The sequence below is a fragment of the Pseudomonas sp. FG-3G genome (assembly GCF_901007645.1).
GTDB classification, from domain to species: domain Bacteria; phylum Pseudomonadota; class Gammaproteobacteria; order Pseudomonadales; family Pseudomonadaceae; genus Aquipseudomonas; species Aquipseudomonas rhizophila.
Genome location: NZ_CAAKGZ010000020.1, coordinates 511,568 through 527,016, shown reverse-complemented (window position 1 = coordinate 527,016; position 15,449 = coordinate 511,568). Strand labels below are relative to the sequence as shown.

Below are 15,449 nucleotides of genomic sequence, written 5' to 3'. Positions count from 1 at the left end.
GCGGTCTCCTGGTTTGGACAAAACTCCGGAGACAGAAAGAAAAAACCCGCCTCGGAGGCGGGTTGGGTGCAGTCGTCAGCTAGCCCGCCAAATAAGGAATGGCGGTAATAATGCTTGGCTGGCTACGCAATACGGTGCTGGTCATGCCTGGAAATTAGCCTGCCGCTGACTGGCAAGTCAATGGGCACTGTTGCGAATCACTTGAGCCCGACTTTATAGAGCGTCCCATCGTCATCATCTGTCAGCACGTACAGGAAACCATCCGGCCCCTGGCGCACGTCGCGGATGCGCTCGCCAAGCTCACCCAGCAGGCGTTCTTCGTGCACGACCTTGTCACCCTCCAGTTCCAGGCGGATCAGATTCCGGGACACCAGCGCACCGATGAACACGCTGTGTTGCCAGGCCTTGAAGCGGTCACTGTCATAGAACGCCATGCCGCTCAGCCCGGGTGACACTTCCCATACATGAAAAGGGCCAAGCGTGCCTTCGGCGGTCTTGCCGCCGGCTTCCGGGATCGGCGCCCCAGAGTAGTTGATGCCGTGAGTCGCCAGCGGCCAGCCGTAATTCTTGCTGCGTTCGATGATATTCAGCTCATCGCCGCCCCTGGGGCCGTGCTCGTTCTCCCACAACGTACCGTTCCAGGGATTGAGCGCCGCCCCTTGGGGGTTGCGAACGCCGTAGGACCAGATCTCGGGGCGTACGTTTGCCTGACCGACAAACGGGTTATCGTCCGGCACCTTGCCGTCGGGGTAGATGCGCACGATCTTGCCCTGGAGCTTATCCAGGTCCTGGGCCGTGGGACGCTCGTTGTTTTCCCCCAGGGTGATGAACAGATAGCCGTCCCGGTCGAACACCAGGCGCGACCCAAAGTGGTTCCCGGTGGAAAGCTTGGGCTGCTGACGGAAAATCACATTGAAATTCTTCAGGCTCTGCAGGTCTTCGGACAATTGCCCACGGCCCACGGCGGTGCCTGCCTTGCCGTCATCGCCGGCCTCTGCGTAAGACAGGTAGACCGTGCGGTCCTGCTTGAAGTCCGGCGACAGCACGACGTCCAGCAAACCGCCCTGGCCTCTGGCCCAGACCTCAGGTACGCCGTTCAATGGTGCCGAGAGCTGGCCATCCGGGCTGACCCGACGCAGGTTGCCCGCTCGCTCTGTCACCAACATGCCTTGTTGGTCAGGCAGGAAAGCCACGGACCAGGGGTGTTCGAGCCCCTTGACCACGGTGGTCACCTCCACCGTGCCCTCCTCGCTCTTGAGTTGCCGGCTTTGCGCGGCAGACGCCGGCGTGGCGAGAGTCAGTACAGCGCTGGCGCAGAATGCGGCCAGGAGTGTTTTACGCAACATGCACACTTCCTTCTGTGGTGTGAATAAAGACTGCCAGGGCTCGGTACTCAGCGAATGTCGTTTGAGGTGTCCCTCGGCGGCGGATTGGGCTTGATGGTAGGCCGTGGCGAGCCGGCAGGCTGACCGGAACGGGGATACCCGTTGCCGATACCGCCATTTTCCAGCGTGGGTGGCCGGGGAACGGGAACGGTCGGGTTGTTATGGATCATCGGCACGTTGGGCCGGGTGCCCTGCATGCTGTTGGGATTGGCCCGGCGGATCGGGCTGTTATAGGGATTGTTGTTACCTGGCAGGTTCTGGGCCAGGACCATGGCCCCGCGGTCGGGCGTTGCCGAGTGGGCGGCGGTGGCCAGCAACAGCGTCATGAGAGTGAGTAGCAGCCTGTTCATCGGAGCACCTCTTGGATTCAGGCATATCGAAAGCACGCTACGCCGCCGGTTCGCCGTTGTTAAGGGAAATGTCCGTCCGAAGATGTAACCAAGCGTCTCGAAGGCAATGCGGGGCGGGTCAACCGGCGCTCCATGGAAACTTTTGCGAACGCCGCAAGGTCACCTGAATGACTCATTCATCGGCAAGGAAACCCCTCCATGGCACGGGCAATCTGGAAAGGCGCAATCAGCTTCGGACTGGTCCACATTCCTGTGGCGCTGGTGTCGGCCACGTCCTCCCAGGGAGTGGATTTTGACTGGCTGGACAAGCGCAGCATGGACCCGGTTGGCTATAAGCGAGTGAACAAGGTCACCGGCAAGGAAGTGACCAAGGAAAATATCGTCAAGGGTGTGCAATACCAGAAGGGTCAATACGTCCTGCTGAGCGAAGAGGAGATTCGCTCCGCCCACCCCAAGTCCACCCAGACCATCGATATTTTTTCTTTCGTCGACAGCGACAAAATTCCCCTGCAAAACATCGACACGCCCTACTTCCTGGCGCCAGACAAACGCGGCGGCAAGGTCTACGCCCTGCTGCGCGAAACCCTGATCAAGACCAACAAGGTGGCGCTGGCCCATGTCGTGCTGCATACCCGCCAGCATCTGGCAGCGCTGATGCCGCTGGAGTCTGCGCTGGTGCTGGTGATGCTGCGCTGGCCCGCCGAAGTGCGCGAACTCGACATCCTGGAACTGGGCGATGAAGTCATCAAGCCAACCCTGGCCAAGGGGGAGCTGGAAATGGCCAAGCGGCTGGTGCAGGACATGAGCGCCGATTGGGAACCGCAAGAGTACCGGGACAGCTTCGAAGACAAGATCATGGAACTGGTGGAGAAAAAGGCCAAAGAAGGCCGCCTGGAGGCGGTGGAAACCGATCCGGGTGAAGAGCAACGCAAGAGCGCCGATGTCATCGACCTTACCGAACTGCTCAAGCGCAGCCTGGGCGGCAAGGGCAAGGCGCCAGAAAAGCCTGCCGGAAAAACCGCTGCAAAGCCCGCAAAGACCAGCAAATCCGCTCCCGCGAAAAAAGCCACCAAGGTCTCCCGGGGCTAATCCCCGGGCGCCAGCAATACAAGGGAATACGTCATGGCCAAGGCCGAGAGTGAATACGCCCGTTTGTCCGGTGTCGAGCCGGAGCAGAAGCACAGCCGCAAGCGCACCCGGCAGAACCAGACCGGTAGCAGTGCCCTTCCCGAGCGCTTGTTGCCGCAACGCGCCACCCCCGTTGAGCAGCCCCCGGCCGGTGAATGGCGTTATGAAGTCCAGTTCGATGGCTATCGACTGATGGCCCGCATTGAAGCGGGTCAAGTGCGATTGCTCAGCCGCAATCAACAGGACTGGACCGACCGACTGCAATTGCACGCCGCTGCGTTGTCTGAGCTGAATCTGGGTGACAGCTGGCTCGACGGCGGCCTCGTTTCGCTCGATGACGACGGCCACTCTGACTTTGCAGCCCTGCGACAGTCGTTCGAGATTGGCCGCACGGTAGACCTGGTGTACGTCCTGTTTGATGCGCCTTTTCTAGATGGCGTCGACCTGCGCCAGGCGCCGGTTGAAAAACGCCGGGCAGCCCTCAAGAAGGCGCTGAAGAACAATGCCAGCAAGCGCCTGCGCTTCTCCGAGTCGTTTTCCGCCAACCAGCACGACATTTTTGAAAGTGCCAACGCCCTCGCACTCGATGGCGTGGTCGGCAAACGCCTGGGCAGCCCCTATGTGTCGCGCCGCAGCGCCGACTGGATCAAACTCAAGTGCCGTCTGCGCCAGCCGTTCGTGATCGTCGGCTTCACCCGCCCCAAAGGTCGGCGCAATGGTTTCGGTGCACTGTTGCTGGCGGTCAACGGGCCCAAGGGATTGATGTATGCCGGCCGTGTCGGCACAGGGTTCGCACAAGCCCGGCTCAAACAACTGCACGAGCAACTCTGTAGCCTGGAGCGGGACGATTCGCCACTGGCCGCACCGGTCAGCAGCGCGCAAAGCCGCAGCGTGCATTGGGTAGAGCCAACCGAGGTCTGTGAAGTCGAGTTCGCTGATTGGACCCGCGACGGCCTGGTGCGCCAGGCGGTGTTCCTGGATCTGCAGAACGACATACCGGCAAGCAAGGTTGTGCGTCAGCAGCCAGTTCCGATAAAACCCCTGCCCGCCAAAACCACGCCTCGCGGCAAAGCCCGTAGCGCACAGGTCTCAGGGCTGGAGATTTCCCACCCTGAGCGCGTCATCGACAGTGTCAGCGGCGTGCAGAAAGTCGAACTGGCGCAGTACTACGAGGACATCGCTCCCTGGATTCTGCCGCACCTGAAGCAGCGCCCGGTTGCCCTGCTCAGGGCACCAGAGGGAATCGGTGAAGAGCAGTTCTTTCAGAAACACGCCGATCGCCTGGACATTCCCCACATCAAACAGCTGGATCCGCGACTGGATCCCGGGCATGCCGCGCTGATGGAAATCGACAGTGTGCAGTCGCTGGTCAGCGCGGCCCAAATGGGCACGGTGGAGCTGCACACATGGGCCGCCACGCATGATCGGATCGAGACGCCGGACCTGTTCGTTCTTGATCTGGACCCCGACCCGTCGCTGCCCTGGAGCGCGATGATCGAGGCGACTCGCCTGACCCTCTCGGTGCTCGACGAACTGGGTTTGCAGGCCTTCCTCAAAACTAGCGGAGGCAAAGGCATGCATATCATCGTGCCGCTGGCGCGCAGTGAAGGCTGGGACATTACCAAGGCTTTCGCCAAGGCCATCTCCCTGTTCATGACCCGGCAGATGCCGCAGCGGATCACCGCGACCATGGGGCCGAAGAACCGTGTCGGGAAGATATTTGTCGACTACCTGCGTAACGCCCGGGGCGCCAGCACCGTCAGCGCCTATTCCGTGCGCGCTCGGCCAGGTCTGCCGGTATCCGTGCCGATTGCCCGGGCCGAGCTTGACGGTCTGCGTAACGCCCAGCAGTGGGACATCTATACGGCCCTAGAACGGGCCAGAAACCTGGGCGCCGATCCTTGGGAGGGGTACAACCATCGCCAGCGAATCACGGCCAGGATGTGGGAGCAGCTGGATGCGCAAAAACCTGGGGAATGACGCAGGTACGGAGAGTCACCCGCTCATATCCAGATGAAGACCGCCAGCAGACCGCCGAAGAACGCCCACTTCTGCAAGTAATACAGCTTGCGGTTGCGCTTCTTCAGCGCCTTGCCTTGCAGGCGAATCCTGTAAAGCCTGGAAAACGCCCGGTTCAGGGCGCCGGTTTTGTCTCCGGCGTCATTGGGCGCTCCGGCGGCCGCCATCACGGTGCGGCTGAACCAGCGGTTGAAGGCACTGGCCCAGCGAAATCTCATGGGGCGTTCCACGTCGCAAAACAGAATGATGCGATTGTGTGGCGTGGTGTTCTGGGCGTAATGGATGAATGTCTCGTCGAATATCACCGCCTCGCCATCACGCCAATGGTAATGCTCACCATCGACATTGATGTAGCAGCCGGCATCGTTGGGCGTTTCCAGACCCAGGTGATACCGGTAGGACCCGGCATACGGGTCGCGATGACGAACCAGCTTGGAGCCCGGTGGCAGTTCGGCGAACATCGCCGCCTTGATTGAACCGATGCTCTGCACCAGTTCAGTGGTGCGCGGACACAGCTTCATGGCCGAGGGATGACTGTCGGCGTACCACTTCAGGTAGAAACGCTTCCAGCCGGTCTTGAAGAACGAATTGAAGCCCACATCGTCGTACTGGTTGGAGCGCTTGATCTCCCCCGCTCGCAGCAAATTCTGGCCTTCGGCGCGGATCTCCTGCCAATGGGCCTGCAACGGGCTCAGGTCGGGAAACTGCGCCGGGTTCAGGAAAGGCTTGTTGGGCAGTTTCGAGCACAGGTAAAGCAGGCAGTTGATCGGCGCGAGGAAGGACGAATGGTCGCTCAACTGGCGTCCGAGCTTGTGCCGAACGCGCCCGCGCAGGTGCACATAACCGATAGAGAGAAGATAGATCGCGGCAATGATGAGTTTCACAGTATCCGCACACATCAAAAGTGGACAGGCTGCCACTTCCCGCACAGCCGAACAGTGTGGGGAATGGCGTAAGTGAAACGGCAATTTAGCCACAACTCGTAACCAAAGGTTATCCCTGCGTTGTGAAAAATTGTCTTGCCTGGGTTACACCCTATCGTTAACGCGGCCAGATCAGTACAATTGCCGCCAAACATTACGCGCCCCCTTTTGGGCCGATACCGGATTCCGGCTTCGGCGTACGTCTATTTGGGTCAGGCGCTCCGTATGCTGCTGTCCTCTTATGCCGGATGGACCCTTGCGCTTGCGACCGCGATGCTCTTGCGCGGTCGGGACCTGCGCAAACAGGTACTGAACAGGTACTGCCGCACCCTTAGCTACTCTGAATGTTCCGCAGGATAAACCTTTGATCTCTACAGCTAACATCACGATGCAGTTCGGCGCCAAGCCACTGTTCGAAAACGTCTCTGTCAAGTTCGGCGCGGGTAACCGCTACGGTCTGATTGGCGCCAACGGTTGCGGCAAGTCGACCTTCATGAAGATCCTCGGCGGCGACCTCGAGCCGTCCGGCGGCCAGGTCATGCTTGAGCCGAACGTGCGCCTGGGTAAACTGCGCCAGGACCAGTTCGCCTACGAAGAATTCACCGTGATCGACACCGTGATCATGGGCCACGAAGAGCTGTGGAAGGTCAAGGCCGAGCGCGACCGCATCTATTCGCTGCCGGAAATGACCGAAGAAGACGGCATGGCCGTGGCCGAGCTGGAAACCGAATTCGCCGAGATGGACGGCTACACCGCCGAGTCCCGTGCCGGTGAACTGCTGCTGGGCCTGGGAATTGGCATCGAGCAGCATTTCGGCCCGATGAGCGAAGTGTCGCCCGGCTGGAAACTGCGGGTACTGCTGGCCCAGGCGTTGTTCTCCGACCCGGAAGTGCTGCTGCTGGACGAGCCGACCAACCACCTGGATATCAACACCATCCGCTGGCTGGAAAACGTGCTGACCCAGCGTTCGAGCCTGATGATCATCATCTCCCACGACCGTCACTTCCTGAACAGTGTCTGCACCCACATGGCGGACCTGGACTACGGCGAGCTGCGCCTGTTCCCGGGCAACTACGACGAGTACATGACCGTGGCGACCCAGTCCCGCGAGCAACTGCTGTCGGACAACGCCAAGAAGAAAGCGCAGATTTCCGAACTGCAATCGTTCGTCAGCCGCTTCTCGGCCAACGCCTCGAAGGCCAAGCAAGCCACCTCCCGTGCCAAGCAGATCGACAAGATCCAATTGGCCGAGGTCAAGCCATCGAGCCGTGTCAGCCCGTTCATTCGCTTCGAACAGACCAAGAAGCTGCACCGTCAGGCGGTCATTGTCGAAGGCATGGCCAAAGGGTTTGACGGCAAGCCGTTGTTCAAGGACTTCAGCTTCACCGTCGAAGCCGGCGAGCGCGTGGCGATCATTGGCCCGAACGGCATCGGCAAGACCACGTTGCTGCGCACCCTGGTCAATGAACTGGAGCCGGACGCCGGTACTGTGAAATGGACCGACGCCGCGGAACTGGGTTACTACGCCCAGGACCACGCCCACGACTTCGAAGACGACGTCAACCTGTTCGACTGGATGGGCCAGTGGACCCAGGGCGGCGAACAACTGGTTCGCGGCACCTTGGGCCGCATGCTGTTTTCCAACGACGAGATCCTCAAGTCGGTCAAGGTCATTTCCGGTGGTGAACAGGGTCGCATGCTGTTCGGCAAGCTGATCCTGCAAAAGCCGAACGTGCTGGTGATGGACGAACCGACCAACCACTTGGACATGGAATCCATCGAGGCGCTGAACCTGGCGCTGGAAAACTACCCGGGGACGCTGATCTTCGTCAGCCACGACCGTGAGTTCGTATCGTCCCTGGCCACCCGCATCATCGAGTTGAGCGCCGATGGCGTGATCGACTTCAGCGGCACCTACGACGATTACCTGCGCAGCCAGGGTGTGCTGATTTAAGAGCAGCGCTGAGTTGTAAGCTTCAAGCTGCAAGTGAAAAGCCCTGTCCGTTGTGACAGGGCTTTTTGTTTTCAAGGTAGAACATGTGGGAGCACAGCTTGCTTGCGATTTGGCCGTTTCAGTCGACTTGGTATTGGCCGACCTACCGTCATCGCGAGCAGGCTCGCTCCCACAAGGAACCGATGTTCTTCCAAGCCCTGCAGCCAGTGTGGGAGCGAGCCTGCTCGCGATAGCGTCGGCACTATCACCACCCGGGCAAACCGTTAGCCTGCTTTCTTTTATTCCCGCCGCGCGCCATGATGAGCCCCTCTTACCGCTGCCCGCGAACGAGCCTCATGCCAACACACCCATCCACCCCCAGTTCCCTGTCGATCACCTGGCAGATCATCTCCATCGTCTTCTATACCTTCATCGCCTTTCTCTGCATCGGCCTGCCGATTGCCGTGTTGCCGGGCTATGTCCACGAACAGTTGGGCTTCAGTGCCGTGGTGGCCGGGCTGACCATCGGCTCCCAATATCTGGCGACGCTGCTCAGTCGGCCCATGGCCGGGCGGCTGTCGGACAGTATCGGCACCAAGCGGGCGATCGTTTATGGGCTGTACGGGATCGTCCTCAGTGGTTTGCTGACGTTGCTTTCGACGCTGCTGCAAAGCTTTCCACTGCTGAGCCTGTTGATCCTGATCGCCGGGCGTTTGCTGCTCGGGGTGGCTCAGGGCCTGATTGGCGTGGGCACCATCAGTTGGTGCATGGGCCAGGTGGGTGTCGAACACACGGCCCGCTCGATTTCATGGAACGGCATCGCGTCTTATGGGGCCATTGCCATCGGGGCGCCGCTGGGGGTGGTGATGGTCAGTGAGCTGGGCTTTGTCAGCCTGGGGATCGCCTTGTCGCTGCTGGCCGGCGCGGCGCTGCTGTTGATACGCAACAAGCCGTCGGTGCCGGTCATTCGAGGCGAGCGCTTGCCCTTTTGGGCGGTGTTCGGGCGTATTGCACCGTACGGGACGAGCCTGTGCCTGGCGTCGATCGGCTACGGTACGCTCACCACCTTCATCACGTTGTTTTATGTCAGTCGCGGCTGGACGGGTGCAGCCTGGTGCCTGACGGTGTTTGGCGTCTGTTTCATCCTGTCGCGCTTGTTGTTCATTTCCAGCATCGCCCGCTTCGGAGGCTTCAGGACGGCCATTGCCTGTATGTGTATAGAAACCCTGGGGCTGGTGTTGCTATGGCTGGCGCCTTCTACCGCGTTCGCGCTGATTGGCGCGGGGCTGGCCGGTTTCGGGCTGTCGCTGGTGTATCCGGCGTTGGGTGTGGAGGCCATCAAGCAAGTACCAAATACCAGCCGTGGCGCAGGACTGAGCGCCTATGCGGTGTTCTTCGACCTGGCGCTGGCGATTGCCGGGCCCTTGATGGGCGCGGTGGCGTTGAATCTGGGGTATTCCTCGATCTTTTTCAGTGCGGCACTGCTGTCGATCATCGGACTGGGGCTGACTTTACTGCTGCGGCGCCGTACCGAAACAGCCGCTTATTGATCGACCTTGTGCAAACCCACCAGGCCGGTTCGCCCAGGCCTGGTGTTTTTTTGCGCGGTCTTTAAGCTGCGGCGAATTGCTCGCTGATCTGCAGCTTGGCTTCGTTCATGGCTTTGCTGCGCATTTCGTCACCGTAAGCCAGGCCCTCGGCGCGGACGAACTCGATGTCGGTAATGCCGAGGAAACCGAACATGACCTTCAGATAATCCTCATGCGCTACGCCGCTTGGCTGGCCGGCATGCAGGCCGCCAGAGGTGGAGACGATCACCAGTTTCTTGCCACCACACAGGCCTTCGGGGCCGGCTTCGGTGTAGCGGAAGGTTTGGCCGGCCACGGCGATACGGTCGATCCAGGCCTTGAGTTGAGTCGGAATGGTGAAGTTATACATCGGCGCTGCGATGACCACCGCGTCCGCCGCCAGGAATTCGGCCATGGTCGAGGCACTGAGATCAGTCTCGTGCTTCTGGGCAGCGTCGCGCAGTTCAGCGCTGGTGCCGGCGGCGATCAGGGTCTGGGCGGAAAAGTGGCTGATGGCATCGGCCGCCAGGTCGCGGTAGGTCACGACGACGTCCGCTTCGGCAGCTTTCCAGGCCTCAACCACGTCACGGCTCAGTTGGCGGGACGCGGAATTGTCGCCCAGGATGCTCGAGTCAATGTGCAACAGTTTCATATGAGTGCTCTCCAAGTGAGGATCGCGACCAAGCGATCAATTGAGAACAATCCTATCGATGAAGCCAATAGCCGATAAGTCAGTATTAATGCGATAGTTCGTTCCACTGACAGGACAATGGAACTCGATATGCAAGACCTCAATGATCTGTACTACTTCGCCAAAGTGGTTGAAGCCGGTGGTTTCGCCGCGGCCGGACGCCTGTTGGGTATTCCCAAGTCGCGGCTGTCACGACGTATCGCTGAACTGGAAGAGCGCCTTGGCGCCCGACTGCTGCAACGTACCACCCGCCAGTTGAAGCTCACGGCCGTTGGCGAGCGTTATCTGCGCCATTGCCAAGCCATGCTGCTGGAAGCCGAGATGGCCGATGAAGCCGTGGCGAGCATGTCCACTGAGCCGCGCGGGCGCCTGCGGGTTTCCAGTCCGGTGGGTTTGGCTCATCAGATGCTGGGCGGGGTGATCGCCAGCTTCCTGGAAAAATTCCCTCAAGTGCAGCTGGAAATGATGCTGGTCAATCGGCGGGTAGACCTGGTCAGCGAAGGCATCGACGTGGCATTGCGCGTGCGCGATCTGGGGGACGAAGACCCGCTGCTGATGACGCGACGGCTGCGTCAGGCGCGGCTCATCATGGTCGCCAGCCCGGCGTTCGTCGCAGGACGGCAGATCAATACCCCGGAGGATCTCAAGAAACTGCCGATACTCGGGGCGCTGGATGCCGATCGCCTGGTCCACCTGCGTCTGCTCAAGGCCAACGCAGAGCCCGTCGAACTGGCCCTGGAAGCCCGGCTAGGCATCGACGACTTCATTGTGCGCCGCGCCTGCGCCCTCGCCGGCCTGGGTTTCACCTTGTTGCCGAGCATGTATTGCGAGGAGGAACTGCAGGACGGCACACTGGTGGAATTGTTGCCCGAGTGGTCGCTGCCGGACGGCTGGCTGCAGGCAGTCTACCCGCATCGACGCGGCATGCTGCCGGCGGTACGCGCGTGGATCGACCACTTGGTAGAAGCATTCGATGGCTGTGGAGATAGAAAAATATGAGCTTGAGCGAAGAGGATGTCGCGCAGTTCTGCCTGAGTTTGCCGGGCGCCAGGGAGGACTACAAATGGGGCGGCGTGCGGGTATTTTCCATTGCCGGCAACAAGATGTTCGCCCTGCAGAACCTGCGGGGCGAATCACTGGCGTTCAAGGTGGACAAGGATCTGTTCCTGGGGCATTGCGACCGCCCGGGGATCCACCCGGCGCCCTATCTGGCGCGGGCTCAGTGGGTCATCATGCAGACGCCCTACCCGCTGGGTGCCGATGAACTGCGTGGCCTGCTGCAGCGCTCCCACCAACTGGTGGTGAGCAAGCTGCCCAAGCGCACCCAGGTGGGTTTGCTGCTGTCGTGAGGCTCAGAAAAGCATCAGCAGATGACTGCCCAGGAATAACTGGTCGATCCAGAACACCTGGTGCAGCAACACGATGAACCAGAACACCACCTGAAACGACACCTTGCGAGTCTTGTGGCGAAACACTTGCTGGGCCAACAACGCCCCGGGCCAGCCCCCGGCCAGCTCCACGGCGTGCAATACGTTTTCCGGGGTGCGCCAGGCGTCAGCGCGGGCCTTGCGCTTGTCGCTCCAGTACAACAGAAACGCCACCACGCTGACGAGCCCGTAGGCCGTCAGCGGCACCCAGGACACCGCGCGCAACCCGAGCAAAAGTGACCCGAGCAGCGGCAAGGCGCACACCAGCGCAAATACCACGAGCTTGAGCCGCAAACTCTGCACGGCTGGGCCCGGCTCACGGCCTGGACGGCTCATGGCTGGGCCGCCGTCCAGTCCACCCAACCGAATTGCCAGGTGGCCAGGATCAACAGGCCGAAAGCGATCCGGTACCAGGCAAATACGGCGTAACTGTGGCTGGCGATGAATAGCAACAAGCCCCTGACCGCGATCATGGCGAAAATGAACGCCGTGACGAAGCCGATGGCGAACACCGGAAAATCCGCCGGCACAAACAGCTCGCGATATTTATAGCCGGAGTAGACCGCCGCGCCGACCATGGTTGGCATCGCCAGGAAGAATGAAAACTCGGTCGCGGTCTTGCGCGACAGCCCGAACAGCAAGCCACCGATGATGGTCGAGCCTGAGCGGGAGGTGCCGGGAATCATCGCAAGGCACTGGGCGAAGCCGACTTTCAGTGCATCCTTCCAGGTGATGTCGTCTACCGTTTCGGCGTGCACTGTGTGCTGGCGCTTCTCGGCCCAGAGCATCACGAAACCGCCCAGCACCAACGCCATGGCCACCGTGATCGGGTTGAACAGGTATTCATGGATCAGATCTGCAAATAACACGCCCAATACCACAGCGGGCATGAAGGCAATCAGCAGGTTGGCCGTAAACCGGCGAGCGCTGGGCTGGGTGCGCAAGCCCAGTACCACGTCGAAGATCTTGCGCCGAAACTCCCACACCACCGCCAGGATCGCCCCGAGCTGGATAATGATGTTGAACGCCATCGCGCGCTCGCCGCCGAACTCGAGCAAGTCCGCGACAATGATCTGGTGCCCCGTACTGGAGATCGGCAGGAACTCCGTCAAGCCTTCTACCACGCCAAGAATCAGTGCCTGAAAGGCGGTCCACAAATCCATTCATCCCCCAAAAGACTATGCTTGCGCACGTCTCATCAAAATTTAAGCGTTATGCAGGTGTAAACAGCAGGCGCACGGTGACTGCGATTTCTCAAAAAAACCAATGAAAAAACCGTAACAGGCTCAGGTTTTGCGCCGCGGGGCCGAAATCCTATCAGACAAGCCCTGATAACGCTGCCGCGTTATGACTCAGGACACAAAGGCATACCCGCCCGACGCCAGACTCAGGCGGTCGCAGATGACAAGAATAAGAAACCGGAGTGACAGCGTATGAATAGCTTGCGCAGTGTGTCGATCAGCCGACGCTTGTGGCTCATCTTGGTCGTGTCCATCGTGATGTTGTTCACGTTAGGCGCGTTCATGCTTAAGCAGATCCACACCGACCTGTATCAGGCCAAGGTGCAGAAAACCCAGCATGTGGTCCAGACTGCCAGCGGCGTGCTGAGCTACTACCATGGTCTGGAAACGGCTGGCACCCTGACTCGCGAGGTTGCGCAGAAGCAGGCCCTTAGCGCGGTGCGCGGCTTGCGCTACGACCAGAGTGACTACTTCTGGATCAATGACCTGACCCCTGTGATGGTCATGCACCCGACCAACCCGAAACTCGAAGGCCAGAACCTCTCGGCGATTCGCGACCCAAATGGTTTTGCGCTGTTCAACGAGATGGTCGCCATTGCCAAGGCCAAGGGCGCCGGGATGGTGGATTACCTCTGGCCGAAACCGGGCGCCGAGGCGCCGGTGGCGAAAACCTCTTACGTCAAACTGTTCGAGCCGTGGGGCTGGATCATCGGTTCAGGCGTGTATGTGGATGACGTGGAGGCCGAATTCCGCTCTCAAGTGATCAAGGCTTCGCTGATCGGCCTGGCGATCACCCTGCTCATGGGCCTGCTCCTGACCCTGATCGTGCGCAGCATCGTTCGGCCGCTGCAGGAAACGGTCAATGCCATGGCCAACATTGCCAGCGGTGAAAGCGACCTGACCCGCACCCTCGACACCCACGGCCAGGATGAAGTGACGCAACTGGCCCGGCATTTCAATGCCTTTACCGCCAAACTGCGCGAAGTAGTCAGCCAGTTGCAGGACTCGGCCAGGGCCCTGGGGCAATCGTCCAACGACCTGGGTAACGACGCCGCCCAAGCCCAGGAGCGCAGCCAGCAACAATCGCAACAGATGGAACTGGTGGCGACCGCGATCAACGAAGTGACCTACGGCGTGCAAGACGTCGCCAAGAACGCCGAACACGCCGCCAGCGAAATGCGCGACGCCGAATCCCAGGCCCAGCAGGGCCAGGTGAATATCGATGGCAGCTTGCAGCAGATTGACCGACTGTCCCAGACCATTGATCAGGCGGTCGAAGTGATTCGCACCCTGGCCAGCGAAAGCACCCAGATCGGCAGTGTGCTGGAGGTGATCCGCTCCATTGCCGAGCAGACCAACCTGCTGGCCCTCAACGCCGCGATCGAAGCGGCCCGCGCCGGTGAACAAGGTCGAGGCTTTGCCGTGGTGGCTGACGAAGTGCGGTTGCTGGCCCAGCGCACGCAGAAGTCCACCGCCGAGATCCAGGCGATGATCGAACGCTTGCAGAACCACTCCGAAGCGGCGGTGAAAGTCATCAGCGACAGCAGCCGTGCTTCGCAATTGACCATTGAACAAGCCGGGCTGGCAGGCGCCAGCCTCAACGCCATCGGCCAGGCCCTGCGCAATCTCAACAGCCTGAACGCCTCCATCGCCAGCGCCACGCTGCAACAGGCCCATGTGGTGGAAGACATCAACCAGAACGTGACCCAGGCCGCCGGCCTCTCCCACAGCACCGCCCTGGCGGCTGAACAATCGAGCCTGGCGAGTACCCGTCTCAAGTCGCTGAGTGAGCAATTGAACGGGTTGCTGAAGCAGTTCAGGGTCTAGCTGATCGATACTCGCTGGGCGTCTGGTGCATCTCGATGCGAAAGTGCCGATTGAAGTTGGACAGGTTGTTGTAACCCACCTCAAAACAGATATCGGTCACCGGCATTTCACTGTGCAACAGCAACCGGCAGGCTCGCTGGACTCGGAGCTTGCGCATCAGATCAATGAAACCGTGTCCGGTGATGCGTTTGAAGAAACGCGAAAAACCGGGCTCGCTCATGCCCAGTTGCCGAGCAATCACCGACAGGCGCAGGTCACCCGTGAGTTCAGTCTGCAGGTACTCAAAGGCCTTGTGGATGCGTTCGGAACTGCGGGCATCCAGACTGGGTGCATAACAAGGGCTGGCCAGGCACTGGGCCTGCTCCTGCGGGGCGAGATTGAGTGTGTTGAGCAGTTGGAGAAACAATGCCAGTCGCCCGAGTCCCTGGGCCGGGCCGATGCTCTCCAACAGCCTTGCGGCGTTCACCGCGGTGTCGCCGCGGAAGACCAGACCTCGTCGTGCCCTTTCGAACAGCGGCTGTAAATCCCCGAGTTCAGGTAGCGTCCGGCGCAGGCTCAACAGCGTTGCGCCATCGAATTGCAGCACCACGTCCCTTCCAGCCAAGTACTCGCCCGGGGCCAGGTCGCCCATCCAGTCGTGGGGCAAGCCTGGGCCGATCATCGCCACGTGGCCGGGGCCGAATGGACCAATATAATCGCCCGCCAGCAATTTACCGCTGCCCCGACGAATGAGATGGATCTCGAATTCGGGATGGTGGTTCCAGCGCGCCAGCGGATACGGATAGTCGTGCTCATACCAGCGAAAACTGTGCTCGGGCTCAGGCAGGATGACTTCAAGTTCGGCGGGTGGCTGCTCGAACAGGGGCGTTGAGTGATCAGGCATGTCGCGCGTCTCTATCGCTGTAGGCAGCACCTTACGCCCGGCGCGCACCGGTTCACCAGCCCTGACCTGATCGT

Annotated in this window: 14 protein-coding genes; 7 read left to right on the top strand and 7 right to left on the bottom strand. The window is 60.5% G+C overall.

The genetic code is table 11. The annotated features are described in order from the left end of the window. Positions 1-197 precede the first annotated feature (197 nt). Together PSEUDOMOFG3G_RS12075 and PSEUDOMOFG3G_RS12070 are read right to left on the bottom strand one after the other, a co-directional pair. A complete protein-coding gene (locus PSEUDOMOFG3G_RS12075; protein ID WP_139050041.1) occupies positions 198-1,346 on the bottom strand; it encodes a PQQ-dependent sugar dehydrogenase in 1,149 nt (382 codons plus the stop codon). A gap of 47 nt (positions 1,347-1,393) precedes the next feature. After that, complete coding sequence (locus PSEUDOMOFG3G_RS12070; RefSeq protein WP_139050040.1) at positions 1,394-1,735, bottom strand: hypothetical protein; 342 nt, start codon at positions 1,733-1,735, stop codon at positions 1,394-1,396. Between the two features lie 198 nt (positions 1,736-1,933). Here PSEUDOMOFG3G_RS12070 and PSEUDOMOFG3G_RS12065 point away from each other — a divergent pair, with 198 nt between their 5' ends. Both PSEUDOMOFG3G_RS12065 and ligD read left to right on the top strand, forming a co-directional pair. Beyond that, positions 1,934-2,824, top strand: a complete 891-nt coding sequence (locus tag PSEUDOMOFG3G_RS12065) for a Ku protein (protein ID WP_139050039.1) — start codon at positions 1,934-1,936, stop codon at positions 2,822-2,824. A gap of 33 nt (positions 2,825-2,857) precedes the next feature. After that, positions 2,858-4,843, top strand: coding sequence for a DNA ligase D (ligD, locus tag PSEUDOMOFG3G_RS12060; RefSeq protein ID WP_139050038.1), 1,986 nt, complete (start codon positions 2,858-2,860; stop codon positions 4,841-4,843). Positions 4,844-4,866: 23 nt separating this feature from the next. Here ligD and lpxO read toward each other — a convergent pair whose 3' ends face one another. Beyond that, positions 4,867-5,766 (bottom strand): lipid A hydroxylase LpxO, encoded by a 900-nt coding sequence (gene lpxO / locus PSEUDOMOFG3G_RS12055; protein ID WP_139050037.1) that lies wholly within the window; start codon positions 5,764-5,766, stop codon positions 4,867-4,869. A gap of 403 nt (positions 5,767-6,169) precedes the next feature. On the opposite strand from lpxO, the gene PSEUDOMOFG3G_RS12050 reads away from it, so the two are divergent. Next, complete coding sequence (locus PSEUDOMOFG3G_RS12050) at positions 6,170-7,759, top strand: ABC-F family ATPase (RefSeq protein ID WP_076384583.1); 1,590 nt, start codon at positions 6,170-6,172, stop codon at positions 7,757-7,759. 335 nt (positions 7,760-8,094) lie between these two features. Then, positions 8,095-9,288 carry an MFS transporter gene (locus PSEUDOMOFG3G_RS12045; protein ID WP_047229121.1) on the top strand — a complete coding sequence of 398 codons (1,194 nt, stop codon included), beginning with the start codon at positions 8,095-8,097 and terminating at the stop codon, positions 9,286-9,288. A gap of 61 nt (positions 9,289-9,349) precedes the next feature. On the opposite strand, the gene PSEUDOMOFG3G_RS12040 is transcribed toward PSEUDOMOFG3G_RS12045, so the two are convergent. Further along, a complete protein-coding gene (locus PSEUDOMOFG3G_RS12040) occupies positions 9,350-9,958 on the bottom strand; it encodes an FMN-dependent NADH-azoreductase (RefSeq protein ID WP_139050035.1) in 609 nt (202 codons plus the stop codon). 129 nt (positions 9,959-10,087) lie between these two features. Between PSEUDOMOFG3G_RS12040 and PSEUDOMOFG3G_RS12035 the strand changes: the two genes are divergently transcribed. Both PSEUDOMOFG3G_RS12035 and PSEUDOMOFG3G_RS12030 read left to right on the top strand, forming a co-directional pair. Then, positions 10,088-10,996, top strand: a complete 909-nt coding sequence (locus PSEUDOMOFG3G_RS12035) for a LysR substrate-binding domain-containing protein (RefSeq protein ID WP_047229123.1) — start codon at positions 10,088-10,090, stop codon at positions 10,994-10,996. Further along, entirely contained in the window at positions 10,993-11,346 is a 354-nt protein-coding gene (locus tag PSEUDOMOFG3G_RS12030; RefSeq protein ID WP_139050034.1) for an MmcQ/YjbR family DNA-binding protein, read from the top strand. Before PSEUDOMOFG3G_RS12035 ends, PSEUDOMOFG3G_RS12030 begins: the two co-directional genes overlap by 4 nt. A 3-nt stretch (positions 11,347-11,349) precedes the next feature. Here PSEUDOMOFG3G_RS12030 and PSEUDOMOFG3G_RS12025 read toward each other — a convergent pair whose 3' ends face one another. Both PSEUDOMOFG3G_RS12025 and PSEUDOMOFG3G_RS12020 read right to left on the bottom strand, forming a co-directional pair. Next, positions 11,350-11,760 carry a DUF1294 domain-containing protein gene (locus PSEUDOMOFG3G_RS12025; RefSeq protein WP_047229125.1) on the bottom strand — a complete coding sequence of 137 codons (411 nt, stop codon included), beginning with the start codon at positions 11,758-11,760 and terminating at the stop codon, positions 11,350-11,352. Further along, the gene (locus PSEUDOMOFG3G_RS12020) at positions 11,757-12,587 is read right to left on the bottom strand and encodes an undecaprenyl-diphosphate phosphatase (protein ID WP_047229126.1); all 831 of its coding nucleotides are present in this window, start codon (positions 12,585-12,587) and stop codon (positions 11,757-11,759) included. The genes PSEUDOMOFG3G_RS12025 and PSEUDOMOFG3G_RS12020 overlap by 4 nt, the downstream gene beginning before the upstream one ends. Positions 12,588-12,857: 270 nt before the next feature. On the opposite strand from PSEUDOMOFG3G_RS12020, the gene PSEUDOMOFG3G_RS12015 reads away from it, so the two are divergent. Then, a complete protein-coding gene (locus PSEUDOMOFG3G_RS12015; protein WP_047229127.1) occupies positions 12,858-14,492 on the top strand; it encodes a methyl-accepting chemotaxis protein in 1,635 nt (544 codons plus the stop codon). On the opposite strand, the gene PSEUDOMOFG3G_RS12010 is transcribed toward PSEUDOMOFG3G_RS12015, so the two are convergent. Continuing rightward, positions 14,482-15,375 (bottom strand): AraC family transcriptional regulator, encoded by an 894-nt coding sequence (locus PSEUDOMOFG3G_RS12010; RefSeq protein WP_139050033.1) that lies wholly within the window; start codon positions 15,373-15,375, stop codon positions 14,482-14,484. The genes PSEUDOMOFG3G_RS12015 and PSEUDOMOFG3G_RS12010 overlap by 11 nt on opposite strands. Between the last annotated feature and the right edge of the window lie 74 nt (positions 15,376-15,449).

Bases quoted from the DNA above. Each gene is read 5' to 3' on its own strand.
- PSEUDOMOFG3G_RS12075 (WP_139050041.1), bottom strand. From the start codon at position 1,346: ATGTTGCGTAAAACACTCCTGGCCGCATTCTGCGCCAGCGCTGTACTG.
- PSEUDOMOFG3G_RS12070 (WP_139050040.1), bottom strand. From the start codon at position 1,735: ATGAACAGGCTGCTACTCACTCTCATGACGCTGTTGCTGGCCACCGCC.
- PSEUDOMOFG3G_RS12065 (WP_139050039.1), top strand. From the start codon at position 1,934: ATGGCACGGGCAATCTGGAAAGGCGCAATCAGCTTCGGACTGGTCCAC.
- ligD (WP_139050038.1), top strand. From the start codon at position 2,858: ATGGCCAAGGCCGAGAGTGAATACGCCCGTTTGTCCGGTGTCGAGCCG.
- PSEUDOMOFG3G_RS12045 (WP_047229121.1), top strand. From the start codon at position 8,095: ATGCCAACACACCCATCCACCCCCAGTTCCCTGTCGATCACCTGGCAG.
- PSEUDOMOFG3G_RS12040 (WP_139050035.1), bottom strand. From the start codon at position 9,958: ATGAAACTGTTGCACATTGACTCGAGCATCCTGGGCGACAATTCCGCG.
- PSEUDOMOFG3G_RS12035 (WP_047229123.1), top strand. From the start codon at position 10,088: ATGCAAGACCTCAATGATCTGTACTACTTCGCCAAAGTGGTTGAAGCC.
- PSEUDOMOFG3G_RS12030 (WP_139050034.1), top strand. From the start codon at position 10,993: ATGAGCTTGAGCGAAGAGGATGTCGCGCAGTTCTGCCTGAGTTTGCCG.
- PSEUDOMOFG3G_RS12025 (WP_047229125.1), bottom strand. From the start codon at position 11,760: ATGAGCCGTCCAGGCCGTGAGCCGGGCCCAGCCGTGCAGAGTTTGCGG.
- PSEUDOMOFG3G_RS12020 (WP_047229126.1), bottom strand. From the start codon at position 12,587: ATGGATTTGTGGACCGCCTTTCAGGCACTGATTCTTGGCGTGGTAGAA.
- PSEUDOMOFG3G_RS12015 (WP_047229127.1), top strand. From the start codon at position 12,858: ATGAATAGCTTGCGCAGTGTGTCGATCAGCCGACGCTTGTGGCTCATC.
- PSEUDOMOFG3G_RS12010 (WP_139050033.1), bottom strand. From the start codon at position 15,375: ATGCCTGATCACTCAACGCCCCTGTTCGAGCAGCCACCCGCCGAACTT.